Consider the following 14115-nt stretch of genomic DNA (forward strand, 5'->3'; position numbering starts at 1 on the left):
TGTTGTACACTGCCGTGAAAGATTCGTGGTTAAATCAAGGTGGAACGCGTGGAATTACTTTCTCAATATGGGTTGTTTTTGGCCAAAATCGCGACGGTGGTGGTTGCCATTGCGGTGTTAGCCGTTCTGATTGTCAACCTGACGCAGCGCAAGCGTCAGCGTGGGGAGTTACGCATCACCCGCCTGAGCGAGCAGTATAAAGAGATGCAGGAAGAGATGTCTCTGGCGCTGCTTGATAGTCATCAACAGAAACTCTGGCTGAAAGCGCAGAAGAAAAAGCATAAACAGGAAGCCAAAGCTGCAAAGGCAAAAGCAAAGCTCAATGCGCCGCAGGATAAGGCCACGCCGCGCGTCTATGTGCTCGATTTTAAAGGCAGTATGGATGCGCATGAAGTGTCTTCTCTGCGAGAAGAAGTGACTGCCGTTCTGGCCGTGGCGACACCGCAGGATCAGGTTGTCGTGCGTCTTGAAAGCCCGGGCGGGGTGGTTCACGGTTACGGACTGGCCGCCTCACAGCTGCAGCGCCTGCGTGAAAAACAGATCCCGCTGACCGTGGCCGTGGATAAAGTGGCGGCGAGCGGTGGCTACATGATGGCCTGCGTGGCGGACAAAATTGTTGCCGCGCCGTTCTCCATTATTGGCTCGATCGGCGTGGTCGCGCAAATTCCGAACTTTAACCGCTTCCTGAAAAATAAAGAGATTGATATCGAACTTCACACGGCGGGTCAGTACAAACGTACCCTGACGCTGCTGGGGGAAAACACGGAAGAAGGGCGTCAAAAATTCCGCGAAGATCTCAACGAAACGCATCATCTCTTTAAAGATTTTGTACACCGTATGCGCCCAACGCTGGACATTGAACAGGTCGCGACGGGCGAGCACTGGTACGGCGTCCAGGCGCAGGAGAAAGGGCTGGTGGATGAAGTCGGAACCAGCGACGATCTGCTGCTCAATCTGATGGAAGGCCGGGAACTGGTGGGCGTGCGCTTTACCCAGCGTAAGCGACTCCTTGACCGCTTTACAAACAGTGCAGCGGAAAGCGCGGATCGTCTGCTGCTGCGCTGGCTACAGCGCGGGCAAAAACCGCTGCTGTAAACAAAAACGCGAGGCATATGCCTCGCGTTTTGCGTTAATCGACCAGGTGATATTTCTCTGAAAGCGTATGCGCCAGGTATTTGAACATGTTAAACACGGCGGTGCTTTTCGGGGTCGGTAAACCCTGTTCGTCAAGGAAGTATTCGCCGCTGAAAATCAGCACGCCATTACGCTGTTCTACGCCGGTGGCTTCAATGCCTGCCAGCGTATCTTCATGGTCACGGATAAGCTTATTTGCTTCGATAAGCAGAGAGGCTCGGTCAATAGGTTGGGTCGTATTCTGCATAATCCACTCCTTAAACAGTGACAATAGTCTACGCCGAGGGCGCTTTGGGGGCAAATTTTCCCTGTAATGTGAGGGGATAAGGTGCAGGGTCCTGGCTGGCGGGATCTGCTTTTGCATGCTAATAAAGTTGCGTAACGAATTTTATCAGGTAGAGTGTGCGCTTTCGTCATTCTGGCAACAGAATTGCTTGACATTCAACCGGGAATTCGTCACGAATTACACGAGATGTGAGAAAAATACCCGAAAAATCAATCGCCTGGGCGTCTTCTCATTAACGTCCGGTAAGACAAAGGGGTTGATATCTCCTGACGCAGCCGCAATATCATTGGCTCGTCGTCAGCGGAAGGGAAATCAACGTGCGGCGTATTCCTGGAAGAATTAAATTAGGTAAAGGTGAATATGGGTAAAGCTCTCGTCATCGTTGAGTCCCCGGCAAAAGCCAAAACGATCAATAAGTATCTGGGTAATGACTACGTGGTTAAGTCCAGCGTGGGTCATATCCGCGATTTGCCGACCAGTGGCTCAGCCAGCAAAAAGAGCGCAGACTCTACCTCCACCAAAGGGGCTAAAAAGCCTAAAAAGGATGAACGTAGCGCGCTTGTCAACCGCATGGGTGTTAACCCATGGCATAACTGGGATGCACAATATGAAGTGCTGCCCGGGAAAGAAAAAGTCGTTAACGAGCTGAAGCAGCTTGCTGAAAAAGCAGACCACATCTATCTCGCAACCGACCTTGACCGCGAAGGGGAAGCCATTGCGTGGCACCTGCGGGAAGTGATCGGTGGTGATGACAAACGCTACAGCCGTGTAGTGTTTAACGAAATTACGAAGAATGCGATTCGTCAGGCGTTTGAGAAGCCGGGCGAACTGAATATTGACCGCGTAAACGCACAGCAGGCACGTCGCTTTATGGACCGCGTTGTGGGCTACATGGTCTCTCCACTGCTGTGGAAGAAGATTGCCCGTGGCCTGTCCGCAGGGCGTGTGCAATCCGTCGCCGTACGTCTGGTCGTTGAGCGTGAACGCGAAATTAAAGCCTTCGTGCCGGAAGAGTTCTGGGAAGTCGATGCCAATGTGACCACGCCGGGCGGTGACGCTCTGCCGCTGCAGGTGAGCCATCACAACGACAAGCCTTTCCGTCCAGAAAACCGCGACCAGACCATGGCCGCCGTAGCGCTGCTGGAAAAAGCACGCTATCAGGTGCTGGAACGTGAAGACAAACCGACCAGCAGCAAGCCGGGGGCACCGTTTATTACCTCCACGCTGCAACAGGCTGCAAGCACGCGTCTGGGTTATGGCGTGAAGAAGACCATGATGATGGCCCAGCGCCTGTATGAAGCGGGCTACATCACCTACATGCGTACCGACTCAACCAACCTGAGCCAGGACGCTGTCAACATGGTCCGCGGCTACATCAGTGACAATTTCGGTAAGAAATACCTGCCGGAAAGCGCTAACCAGTTCGCCAGCAAAGAGAACTCTCAGGAAGCACACGAAGCGATTCGTCCTTCTGACGTCTCGGTGTTAGCGGAATCGCTGAAAGACATGGAAGCCGACGCGCAGAAACTGTATCAGCTGATCTGGCGCCAGTTCGTGGCGTGCCAGATGACGCCAGCGCAGTACGACTCCACCACGCTGACCGTTGGCGCGGGCGAGTTCCGTCTCAAAGCGCGCGGTCGTATCCTGCGTTTCGACGGCTGGACGAAAGTGATGCCTGCGCTGCGTAAAGGTGATGAAGACCGGACGCTGCCGGCGGTAAACAAAGGGGATGAGCTCTCGCTGGTTGACCTCGTGCCTGCCCAGCACTTCACCAAGCCGCCTGCGCGCTTCAGTGAAGCGTCCCTGGTGAAAGAGCTGGAAAAACGCGGTATTGGTCGTCCGTCGACCTACGCGTCCATCATCTCGACCATTCAGGACCGCGGCTACGTGCGCGTTGAAAACCGCCGTTTCTATGCGGAAAAAATGGGTGAGATCGTCACTGACCGTCTGGAAGCAAACTTCCGCGAGTTGATGAACTACGATTTCACCGCGCAAATGGAAGACAGCCTCGACCAGGTTGCCAGCCATCAGGCGGAATGGAAAAAGGTACTCGACAGCTTCTTCAGCGACTTTACCGACCAGCTTGAAAAAGCGGAGAAAGACCCTGAAGAAGGCGGCATGCTGCCTAACCAGATGGTTCTGACCAGCATCGACTGTCCAACCTGCGGCCGCAAGATGGGGATCCGTACCGCAACCACGGGCGTATTCCTTGGCTGCTCCGGCTATGCGCTGTCACCAAAAGAGCGCTGCAAAACCACTATCAACCTGGTGCCTGAGAACGAAGTTCTCAACGTGCTGGAAGGTGACGATGCGGAAACTAACGCTCTGCGTGCCAAACGCCGCTGCAAGAAATGCGGCACGGCAATGGACAGCTACCTGATCGATCCAAAACGTAAGCTGCACGTTTGCGGTAATAACCCAACGTGTGACGGGTATGAGATCGAAGAGGGCGAGTTCCGCATTAAAGGCTATGACGGCCCGATTGTGGAATGCGAGAAGTGTGGTTCTGAAATGCACCTGAAAATGGGGCGTTTCGGTAAGTACATGGCCTGTACCAACGACGAGTGTAAAAACACGCGCAAAATTCTGCGTAACGGCGAAGTGGCTCCTCCTAAGGAAGATCCGGTTCCGCTGCCAGAACTGCCGTGCGAGAAATCAGACGCGTACTTCGTGCTGCGTGATGGTGCCGCAGGTGTCTTCCTGGCCGCCAACACCTTCCCGAAATCGCGTGAAACACGCGCGCCGCTGGTGGAAGAGTTGCACCGCTTCCGAGATCGTCTGCCTGAGAAACTGCGTTATCTGGCCGATGCGCCACAGCAGGATCCGGAAGGCAACAAAACCGTGGTACGGTTTAGCCGTAAAACTAAGCAGCAGTATGTTGCGGCAGAGAAAGAGGGTAAAGCGACCGGATGGTCAGCCTTCTTTGTCGATGGCAAATGGGTTGAAGGCAAGAAATAATCTTCCCTTACCGTAACTTACCTGTAAAAGGGCCGGATTTCCGGCCCTTTTTTATTACCTTGTTATTATTTTTTGTTCCGTACTATACAGTCAGGCTATAAATGATATAGTGGTTATAGTTAACCTGTTTCTTATTATTAAATCGTCTTAAGCGATTGACCGCATGCGCTAAATCGGATGGTCTGGCATGAAATTACAGCAGCTTCGTTATATCGTTGAGGTGGTGAATCATAACCTTAACGTCTCTTCTACCGCCGAGGGGTTGTATACCTCGCAACCGGGCATCAGCAAACAAGTTCGTATGCTTGAGGACGAGTTAGGTATCCAGATATTTGCCCGCAGCGGTAAGCATCTCACTCAGGTGACGCCCGCAGGGCAGGAAATCATCCGCATTGCACGGGAAGTCCTCTCCAAAGTCGATGCGATTAAGTCTGTGGCGGGTGAACACACCTGGCCGGATAAAGGTTCGCTGTATATTGCCACGACGCATACCCAGGCGCGCTATGCGCTACCCGGCGTTATCAAAGGCTTTATCGAGCGTTATCCTCGCGTCTCTTTGCATATGCACCAGGGCTCGCCAACGCAAATTGCTGAAGCCGTCTCCAAGGGTAATGCAGACTTTGCTATCGCCACCGAAGCGCTTCACCTGTATGACGATCTGGTGATGCTTCCTTGCTATCACTGGAATCGTTCTATCGTGGTGACCCCCGATCACCCCCTGGCGGGTAAAGGGTCGGTCACTATCGAAGAGCTGGCGCAATATCCGTTGGTAACGTATACGTTTGGCTTTACCGGACGGTCCGAGCTTGATACGGCCTTTAACCGGGCAGGGTTAACGCCGCGCATTGTCTTTACCGCGACGGACGCCGACGTAATTAAAACCTATGTGCGGCTTGGTCTGGGGGTGGGCGTTATTGCCAGCATGGCGGTGGATCCGGTGTCAGACCCTGACCTGGTGCGTCTTGATGCGCATGATGTTTTCAGTCATAGCACCACAAAGATTGGCTTCCGTCGCAGCACCTTCCTGCGCAGCTATATGTATGATTTTATTCAGCGCTTTGCCCCTCATTTAACGCGTGACGTGGTTGATACCGCCGTTGCATTACGCTCAAATGAAGATATTGAAGAGATGTTTAAAGACATCAAACTCCCCGAAAAATAATCACACCCGGTATCTTTCCCTTAGGGAAAGATACCGAAATAACGCCTCAAAGCTAAATTAGAATTATCATCATCTACGCATCCCCTGTCATATAATGTCATTATCCATTTAATCCGTAAGGTTATAATGTCGTGAATTGGCGACAAAAGTAGAAACTAATTTACGCCTTCGCAAATTTTTCTTTTCAATTATTTATTTCTGGTCAAAAGATTGAATATTTCATACCTTCAGGTGCGTAAATTCACTGGCTTTTCGGCTAAAGTTTCTTTAGGATTTATCTCAACAGATGATTAATTGTACCAATTGTTTGGTCCTAAATGATAAGCGATGTCGATTGTATGAGGTTAGCAATGCCTTCAGGAAGTGAAGAACCGCAAAGGGATCCTGCGCTCAAGCGTAAAGCCTGGCTGGCGGTCTTTCTCGTCTCTACCCTGTTTTGGGTGGTGGTTGCTCTCCTGGCCTGGAAATATTGGGGTTAAATATGGCAGTGACGGTACGTACAGAAACGGTTAAACAGATGTGTCAGCATCGTGACAACGGCCACAGAGGGCGTAAAGCACCTGCAACGGTTGTACCCACGTCCTGGAAACTGACGCCGCAGCAGCAAGCGTTTATTGATGTGTTCGCAGAAGACGAACCCAAAAAACAATAATTTAGTTAATCGCGTAATGATGCAAATAGTCTGAATATCGACTCTGCACTTTCGTACTCTTTAATAAATACACATCAGCAATATAGCACTGAGGACTTACCTCGGAACTTTTAATAAATAATGCCTGGTGTCCCTATGATGAATAACATGACGTCTCACAAATACTGGTCATGGATCGGCGTTTTTACCGTGTCGATTCTGTTCTGGAGTCAGCTCATCTGGTTGGCCCTCCACTAAATTGTAAAACCTCGCTACGGCGGGGTTTTTTGTTTTTCCTTTCTGGACCAATCCTAAATTTATCAATTTGGGTTGTTATCAAAACGTTACGACATCTTTGTGTTATCTTTAATTACGGCCCTGATGATTGTCGGGGCATCTCTGTGATTAAGGAGGAGCTTATGTCGTTAACCCTACGCGAAGCCAGTAAGGACACGTTACAGGCAGAAAATAAAACCTGGCATTACTACAGCCTGCCGCTGGCTGCCAGAACGCTTGGGGACATTTCGCGTTTACCCAAGTCATTGAAAGTTTTACTGGAAAACCTATTGCGCTGGCAGGACGGTGACTCTGTCACCCTCGATGATATCCAGGCGCTGGCAGGGTGGCTAGATAATGCCCATGCCGACAGAGAAATCGCCTACCGCCCGGCCAGGGTGCTGATGCAGGACTTTACCGGTGTTCCTGCCGTCGTTGATTTAGCCGCGATGCGCGAGGCCGTTAAGCGTCTCGGCGGAGATACGGCAAAAGTGAATCCGCTTTCCCCCGTTGACCTCGTCATTGACCACTCCGTAACCGTTGACCGCTTTGGTGATGACGACGCCTTTGGCGAGAACGTGCGTCTGGAGATGGAACGCAACCACGAGCGCTACGTGTTTCTTAAGTGGGGGCAGCAGGCGTTCAGCCGGTTTAGCGTGGTCCCGCCGGGTACCGGTATTTGTCACCAGGTGAACCTTGAATATCTGGGTAAAGCCGTCTGGAGTGAATTGCAGGATAAAGAGTGGGTCGCCTATCCGGACACGCTGGTGGGCACGGACTCCCATACCACCATGATCAACGGTCTGGGCGTGCTGGGCTGGGGCGTTGGGGGTATCGAAGCGGAAGCGGCCATGCTCGGCCAGCCGGTGTCCATGCTTATCCCTGACGTGGTGGGCTTCAAGCTCACCGGCAAGCTGTCTGAAGGCATTACCGCCACCGATCTGGTGCTCACCGTCACCCAGATGCTGCGTAAGCATGGTGTGGTGGGCAAGTTTGTAGAATTCTACGGTGATGGTCTGGATTCGCTGCCGCTGGCCGACCGTGCCACCATTGCCAATATGGCGCCGGAATACGGTGCAACCTGCGGCTTTTTCCCCATCGATGACGTCACGCTGGAATACATGCGCCTTAGCGGGCGCAGCGAAGAGCAGGTCGCGTTGGTGGAGGCCTATACCAAAGCGCAGGGCATGTGGCGAAACCCGGGCGATGAACCGGTCTTCACCAGTACGCTTGAACTCGATATGGGAAGCGTCGAGGCGAGCCTCGCCGGGCCGAAACGTCCGCAGGATCGGGTCGCGCTGAGTGACGTGCCAAAAGCCTTTGCCGCCAGCAATGCCCTGGAAGTGAACGTGGCGCAGAAAGACCATCGTCCGGTCGACTATGTTCTGAACGGACATCAGTATCAGCTCCCGGATGGCGCGGTTGTTATTGCGGCCATTACCTCCTGCACCAACACCTCGAACCCCAGCGTCTTAATGGCGGCCGGTCTGCTGGCTAAAAAGGCGGTAGAGCTTGGGCTAAAACCTCAGCCATGGGTCAAGGCCTCGCTGGCACCGGGTTCCAAAGTGGTATCGGATTACCTGGCGCAGGCAAAACTGACGCCGTACCTTGACGAGCTGGGGTTTAACCTCGTGGGCTACGGCTGTACGACCTGTATTGGTAACTCCGGTCCACTGCCTGAACCGATTGAAACGGCGATCAGACAGGGTGACCTGACGGTAGGCGCGGTCCTGTCCGGTAACCGAAACTTTGAAGGGCGTATTCACCCGCTGGTGAAAACCAACTGGCTTGCCTCGCCGCCGCTGGTGGTCGCTTATGCCCTTGCAGGGAACATGAATATCAACCTGGCGACCGATCCAATTGGTCACGATCGCAAGAATGATCCTGTCTACCTGAAAGATATCTGGCCATCTTCACGTGAAATCGCGCTGGCCGTTGAAAAGGTCTCAACCGAGATGTTCCGCAAAGAGTATGCGGAGGTCTTTGAAGGCACGCCGGAGTGGAAAACCATCAACGTCGTGGGCTCAGATACCTACGACTGGCAGGATGACTCGACCTATATTCGTCTGTCGCCGTTCTTTGACGAGATGCTGGCCGAGCCGGCACCGCTTAAGGATATCCACGGCGCGCGCATCCTGGCGATGCTGGGAGATTCCGTCACGACCGACCATATCTCACCGGCGGGGAGTATCAAAGCCGATAGCCCGGCAGGCCGTTATCTGCAGAGCCGGGGCGTCGAACGCCGCGATTTTAACTCCTACGGCTCGCGTCGCGGCAACCACGAGGTCATGATGCGCGGGACCTTTGCCAACATACGCATTCGTAACGAAATGGTACCGGGCGTGGAAGGGGGCATGACGCGCCATCTGCCGGGGACGGAAGTGGTTTCGATTTATGATGCTGCGGTCAAATATCAGCAGGAAGGTACGCCGCTGGCGGTGATCGCCGGGAAAGAGTACGGTTCCGGATCCAGCCGCGACTGGGCGGCGAAAGGTCCGCGTCTGCTTGGCGTTCGCGTGGTCATCGCCGAATCGTTCGAACGTATTCACCGCTCGAATCTGATTGGTATGGGGATCCTGCCGCTCGAGTTTCCGCAGGGCGTGACGCGTAAAACGCTGGGACTGACCGGGGAAGAGCAGATTGAGATTAGCGGTCTGCAAAACCTGCAGCCGGGGAAAACGGTGCCGGTGAAGTTAACGCGGGCAGACGGGAAAATCGAGGTGCTGGATTGCCGGTGCCGTATTGATACGGCAACAGAGCTGACCTATTACCAGAACGACGGCATTTTACATTATGTGATTCGTAAGATGCTGGATTGATGAAACGAGCCCGGCACCCGTGCCGGGCTTTTTAGCATCACTCTTTCAGCAGATGGCCCATTTTGGCGGCTTTGGTATCCAGGTAGTGGGCGTTCTTCGGGTTACGGCCGACAATCAGCGGTACGCGCTCGACGATGTTGATCCCCGCTTCGGTCAGGATCTCCACTTTTTTCGGGTTATTGGTCAGCAGGCGAACTTCGTCCACGCCCAGCAGCTTGAACATATCGGCGCATAAGGTGAAGTCGCGTTCGTCAGCGGCAAAGCCGAGTTGATGATTTGCTTCAACCGTATCGTAGCCCTGATCCTGAAGCGCGTAAGCGCGGATTTTATTCAGCAGACCAATATTACGACCTTCCTGACGGTGATAAAGCAGCACACCGCGGCCTTCTTCTGCAATATGAGACAGGGCGGCTTCCAGCTGGAAACCACAATCACAGCGCAGGCTGAACAGCGCGTCGCCGGTAAGACACTCTGAATGGACGCGGGACAGAACCGGCGTCTGCCCTGAAATGTCACCATAAACCAGCGCGACATGATCCTGTCCGGTTGCCAGTTCTTCAAAACCCACCATCAGGAAGTCGCCCCATGGGGTTGGCAGTTTGGCTTCTGCCACACGTTTAAGCTGCATGTGATTCTCCAGAGTAGGCTGACACGTTTCGTGCCTTTGCCCTGTTTTGCTTTCTGTATCAGTTCATTTTGCCACAAGCTCAGCAGGTTCGCCTAATGGGCACCATGCTATATGAACGTTAAACGCACGATCCGACATATCCACCAGGATGATTAATTTCAGTTATGATTGTGACGCTTAGCGAAAAAGGAGAAGACATGCTTTCAATCGCCAGACGTACGGCAGCAGGTGCGGCCATTTTACTGATTATGCCTCTGGCCGTATGGCTTTCAGGCTGGATGTGGCAGCCCGGGCATAATGCCGCGTGGCTGAAAACGTTATACTGGATAACGGAAACGGTCACCCAGCCGTGGGGGATAATTACCCACGTACTCCTCTGCGCCTGGTTTCTGTGGTGCCTGCGCTTTCGTTTGCGCGCGGAGCTGATGCTCTTTGCGATCCTTGGGGGCGCTATCCTTGTCGGCCAGGGCGTGAAGTCCTGGGTTAAAGATCGCGTTCAGGAACCGCGTCCTTTTGTCGTCTGGCTGGAAAAAACGCATCATGTTCCGGTGGATGAGTTCTACAATTTAAAGCGAAAAGATCGTGGCGCGCTGGTGAAAGAACAGCTTTCGGAACAGCAGGATATCCCGAAATTCTTGCGTAAACACTGGCAAAAAGAGACCGGGTTCGCGTTTCCTTCCGGTCACACCATGTTTGCGGCCAGCTGGGCGTTACTGGGGGTTGGGCTGCTTTGGCCAAGGCGCCGAACGATCACTATCGTGATTTTACTGGTCTGGGCGACGGGAGTCATGGGCAGCCGCCTGCTGCTGGGGATGCACTGGCCGCGCGACCTGGTCGTCGCCACGCTCATCTCATGGCTGCTGATTATGATGGCGACCTGGCTCACTGAACGATTCTGCGGCCCGCTAACGCCACCGCCAGAAGAGAAAGAAGAAATAGCCGAAAGGGACCAGACAGACGCCTGACGGTTGATATTCCGCATTTTGCCCATAGATCCATGACCTGCGCGTCACTTTTTCCGTTTCGCGCTCGTCGCTAAAATGGTAGTTTATAAGGCTGATTGCGGTGAATTGAACACACTTTATTCGCTTGAACCACATAACGGGAAGTAATGTGAAATATTTACTCATTTTCTTACTGGTATTGGCGATTTTTGTCATTTCAGTCACGTTGGGTGCACAAAACGATCAGCAGGTGACGTTTAACTATCTGCTGGCTCAGGGTGAGTATCGCGTCTCGAGCCTGCTGGCGGTATTATTTGCTGCCGGTTTTGCCATTGGCTGGCTGGTTTGCGGTCTGTTCTGGCTGAAAGTCCGTGTTTCTCTTGCGCGCGCTGAACGTAAAATTAAGCGACTCGAAAATAACATTGCCCCTGCGTCTGACATTCCGGAAAGCTCTGGTGTGCCGGTCGTGAAGGAATAATCGACTATGCTGGAGTTGTTGTTTCTGCTTTTGCCTGTAGCCGCAGCCTATGGCTGGTATATGGGCCGCAGAAGTGCGCAACAAACAAAACAGGATGAGGCCAACCGCCTCTCCCGCGACTACGTTGCGGGGGTGAACTTCCTCCTGAGCAATCAGCAGGACAAAGCGGTAGACCTGTTCCTCGATATGCTGAAAGAGGATACGGGGACGGTTGAAGCGCATCTCACCCTGGGCAACCTGTTCCGCTCGCGCGGCGAGGTCGATCGCGCCATTCGTATTCACCAGACTCTGATGGAAAGCGCCTCGCTGACCTACGATCAACGTCTCCTTGCGGTACAACAGCTGGGGCGGGATTACATGGCCGCAGGGTTGTACGATCGCGCTGAAGATATGTTCGCGCAGCTGGTCGATGAAACAGATTTCCGCATCGGCGCGCTGCAGCAGCTCCTGCAGATTTATCAGGCCACCAGCGACTGGCAGAAAGCCATTGATACCGCTGAACGTCTGGTGAAGCTGGGTAAAGATAAGCAGCGCGTTGAGATCGCCCATTTCTACTGTGAGCTTGCGCTTCAGCAGATGGGCAACGACGACATGGATAAAGCCATGGCGCTGCTGAAGAAAGGCGCCGCCGCGGACCGCAACAGCGCGCGAATCTCCATCATGATGGGGCGCGTCTTTATGGCGAGTGGCGACTACGCCAAAGCCGTTGAAAGCCTGCTGCGGGTTATTGACCAGGACAAAGAGCTGGTCAGTGAAACGCTGGAAATGCTGCAAACCTGCTATCAACAGCTCGACAAGCAGGAAGAGTGGGTAGCTTTCCTGCGTCGCTGCGTGGAAGAAAATACCGGTGCCACCGCTGAACTGATGCTTTCAGACGTCGTTGAGCAGTATGAGGGAAGCGACACCGCGCAGGTTTATATTACGCGTCAGCTACAGCGCCATCCGACCATGCGGGTGTTCCATAAGCTGATGGATTACCACCTGAACGACGCTGAAGAAGGGCGCGCCAAAGAGAGCCTGATGGTGCTGCGCGACATGGTTGGCGAACAGGTGCGCAGCAAGCCGCGCTACCGTTGCCAGAAATGCGGTTTTACCGCTTATACGCTCTACTGGCACTGTCCGTCCTGCCGCGCCTGGTCCACCATCAAGCCAATCCGTGGTCTGGACGGGCAGTAATTTTTTTAAAACATCTCATTTTAGTTACAACATACTGATCGTTTTTCCCGTATCCTTAACTCCGTGCGGTTTGCCGGCCTGGCAGGCGCGTAAATGGATCCTGTCAATTTGCGGCGTCGGCAGGTAGAATGCTGGCCGTTTATCTGTTCCGCGCCGCTGCGCGCCCATAGACGAAAAGGGCTGGTTATGACGTCTGTTACATCCTCCACTTCCCGCGTAATTACGGATTCTCCTGTTGTTGTTGCGCTTGATTACAATAAGCGTGACGCTGCGCTGGCGTTTGTCGACGGCATCGACCCTCGCGACTGCCGTCTGAAAGTTGGCAAAGAGATGTTCACGCTGTTTGGACCGCAAATCGTTCGCGATCTGCAGCAGCGCGGCTTTGACGTTTTCCTCGACCTGAAATTCCATGATATCCCGAATACCACGGCGCACGCCGTTGCCGCAGCCGCAGAGCTGGGCGTATGGATGGTCAACGTCCATGCATCGGGTGGGGCAAGAATGATGACGGCCGCCCGTGAGGCGCTCCTGCCTTTCGGTAAAGATGCACCGTTGCTGATTGCGGTCACCGTTCTGACCAGTATGGACGAAAACGATCTGCGCGACCTGGGCGTGACGTTGTCACCCGCCGAGCATGCCGAACGTCTCGCGCGTCTGACGCAGCATTGCGGCCTGGATGGCGTCGTCTGCTCCGCGCAGGAAGCGGTACGTTTCAAATCAGTGCTGGGCCAGGATTTTAAACTGGTTACGCCGGGGATTCGTCCTGCAGGCAGCGAAGTGGGCGATCAGCGCCGCATTATGACGCCTGAGCAGGCGCTGGCTGCTGGCGTTGACTACATGGTCATCGGGCGTCCGGTGACGCAGTCTGCCAACCCGGCAGAGACGCTTAAGGCTATTAACGCATCGCTGAAAAAGGGGGCCTAATGACCGATTCCAACAGCCGTCTGGTCTATTCAACCGACAGCGGGCGTATAGACGAGCCGAAAGCGAAAGTGGAACGTCCTAAGGGGGACGGCATCGTTCGGATCCAGCGCCAGACCAGTGGACGAAAAGGGAAAGGGGTTTGCCTTATCTCCGGCATTGACCTGGATGATGCTGAACTGGCAAAGCTGGCGGCCGAGTTGAAAAAGAAATGTGGCTGCGGCGGCGCCGTGAAAGATGGCATTATTGAAATCCAGGGAGATAAGCGCGATTTAATAAAATCTCTGCTGGAAGCCAAAGGTATGAAAGTCAAACTGGCAGGCGGTTAAAATAAATGAGCCACGGCAAATGCCGTGGCTCGTGTTATATACGTGCGTATGTCAGACCTGAAATGCGTTCAAATATCGCAATGCCGGGGAAGGCTTAGATAATAATTATTTGCCAACCTGGTGACCGATAATACCACCGACAGCAGCGCCACCTAATGTACCCAGCGTACTACCATCCGTTAATACTGCACCACCGAGAGCACCGGCACCGGCACCAATAGCGGTGTTACGGTCACGTTTAGACCAGTTAGAGCACGCGCTCAGGGACATTGCTACAGTGATTGCCAGAACAGCGGCGGCTAATTTTTTGCTGGTTAAGGTCATAATACTTTCTCCTGAATTATCGATTCACGGAAAGAGGTACACGTTAAGT

Annotated in this window: 15 protein-coding genes; 12 read left to right on the forward strand and 3 right to left on the reverse strand. The window is 53.5% G+C overall.

The genetic code is table 11. The annotated features are described in order from the left end of the window. Window positions 1-48 precede the first annotated feature (48 nt). A complete protein-coding gene (sohB, locus tag UTM25_RS05645) occupies window positions 49-1095 on the forward strand; it encodes a protease SohB (RefSeq protein ID WP_194399400.1) in 1047 nt (348 codons plus the stop codon). 34 nt (window positions 1096-1129) lie between these two features. Here sohB and UTM25_RS05650 read toward each other — a convergent pair whose 3' ends face one another. After that, on the reverse strand, window positions 1130-1381 hold the full coding sequence (locus UTM25_RS05650; protein ID WP_023312072.1) for a YciN family protein: 252 nt from the start codon (window positions 1379-1381) through the stop codon (window positions 1130-1132). Window positions 1382-1780: 399 nt separating this feature from the next. On the opposite strand from UTM25_RS05650, the gene topA reads away from it, so the two are divergent. The 6 genes from topA (at window position 1781) to acnA (ending at window position 9266) form a co-directional block, all read left to right on the forward strand. Then, a complete protein-coding gene (topA, locus tag UTM25_RS05655) occupies window positions 1781-4378 on the forward strand; it encodes a type I DNA topoisomerase (RefSeq protein ID WP_047651111.1) in 2598 nt (865 codons plus the stop codon). Between the two features lie 187 nt (window positions 4379-4565). Continuing rightward, window positions 4566-5540, forward strand: a complete 975-nt coding sequence (gene cysB / locus UTM25_RS05660) for an HTH-type transcriptional regulator CysB (protein ID WP_008502814.1) — start codon at window positions 4566-4568, stop codon at window positions 5538-5540. A gap of 338 nt (window positions 5541-5878) precedes the next feature. Next, window positions 5879-6019, forward strand: coding sequence for a YmiA family putative membrane protein (locus UTM25_RS05665; protein ID WP_213327741.1), 141 nt, complete (start codon window positions 5879-5881; stop codon window positions 6017-6019). A gap of 2 nt (window positions 6020-6021) precedes the next feature. Then, a complete protein-coding gene (locus tag UTM25_RS05670; RefSeq protein ID WP_194399399.1) occupies window positions 6022-6192 on the forward strand; it encodes a hypothetical protein in 171 nt (56 codons plus the stop codon). Between the two features lie 138 nt (window positions 6193-6330). Further along, complete coding sequence (gene ymiC / locus UTM25_RS05675) at window positions 6331-6429, forward strand: small membrane protein YmiC (protein ID WP_032623144.1); 99 nt, start codon at window positions 6331-6333, stop codon at window positions 6427-6429. A gap of 161 nt (window positions 6430-6590) precedes the next feature. After that, window positions 6591-9266, forward strand: coding sequence for an aconitate hydratase AcnA (gene acnA / locus UTM25_RS05680; protein WP_194399398.1), 2676 nt, complete (start codon window positions 6591-6593; stop codon window positions 9264-9266). Between the two features lie 37 nt (window positions 9267-9303). Here the strand turns inward: acnA and ribA are convergent, their stop codons facing one another. Beyond that, window positions 9304-9894, reverse strand: coding sequence for a GTP cyclohydrolase II (gene ribA / locus UTM25_RS05685; RefSeq protein WP_008501210.1), 591 nt, complete (start codon window positions 9892-9894; stop codon window positions 9304-9306). Window positions 9895-10091: 197 nt separating this feature from the next. Here ribA and pgpB point away from each other — a divergent pair, with 197 nt between their 5' ends. The 5 genes from pgpB (at window position 10092) to yciH (ending at window position 13742) form a co-directional block, all read left to right on the forward strand. Further along, the gene (gene pgpB, locus UTM25_RS05690; RefSeq protein WP_194399397.1) at window positions 10092-10859 is read left to right on the forward strand and encodes a phosphatidylglycerophosphatase B; all 768 of its coding nucleotides are present in this window, start codon (window positions 10092-10094) and stop codon (window positions 10857-10859) included. Between the two features lie 148 nt (window positions 10860-11007). Continuing rightward, window positions 11008-11316, forward strand: coding sequence for a LapA family protein (locus UTM25_RS05695; RefSeq protein ID WP_023312067.1), 309 nt, complete (start codon window positions 11008-11010; stop codon window positions 11314-11316). Window positions 11317-11322: 6 nt separating this feature from the next. Next, a complete protein-coding gene (gene lapB, locus UTM25_RS05700; protein ID WP_023312066.1) occupies window positions 11323-12492 on the forward strand; it encodes a lipopolysaccharide assembly protein LapB in 1170 nt (389 codons plus the stop codon). A gap of 186 nt (window positions 12493-12678) precedes the next feature. Next, window positions 12679-13416, forward strand: a complete 738-nt coding sequence (pyrF, locus tag UTM25_RS05705; protein WP_126795669.1) for an orotidine-5'-phosphate decarboxylase — start codon at window positions 12679-12681, stop codon at window positions 13414-13416. Continuing rightward, on the forward strand, window positions 13416-13742 hold the full coding sequence (gene yciH, locus UTM25_RS05710) for a stress response translation initiation inhibitor YciH (protein WP_023312064.1): 327 nt from the start codon (window positions 13416-13418) through the stop codon (window positions 13740-13742). Before pyrF ends, yciH begins: the two co-directional genes overlap by 1 nt. A 105-nt stretch (window positions 13743-13847) precedes the next feature. Here the strand turns inward: yciH and osmB are convergent, their stop codons facing one another. Continuing rightward, window positions 13848-14066, reverse strand: a complete 219-nt coding sequence (osmB, locus tag UTM25_RS05715) for an osmotically-inducible lipoprotein OsmB (RefSeq protein ID WP_008501216.1) — start codon at window positions 14064-14066, stop codon at window positions 13848-13850. Between the last annotated feature and the right edge of the window lie 49 nt (window positions 14067-14115).

It is taken from the genome of Enterobacter sp. 61D5, assembly GCF_034107965.1.
Classification (GTDB): domain Bacteria; phylum Pseudomonadota; class Gammaproteobacteria; order Enterobacterales; family Enterobacteriaceae; genus Enterobacter; species Enterobacter cloacae_M.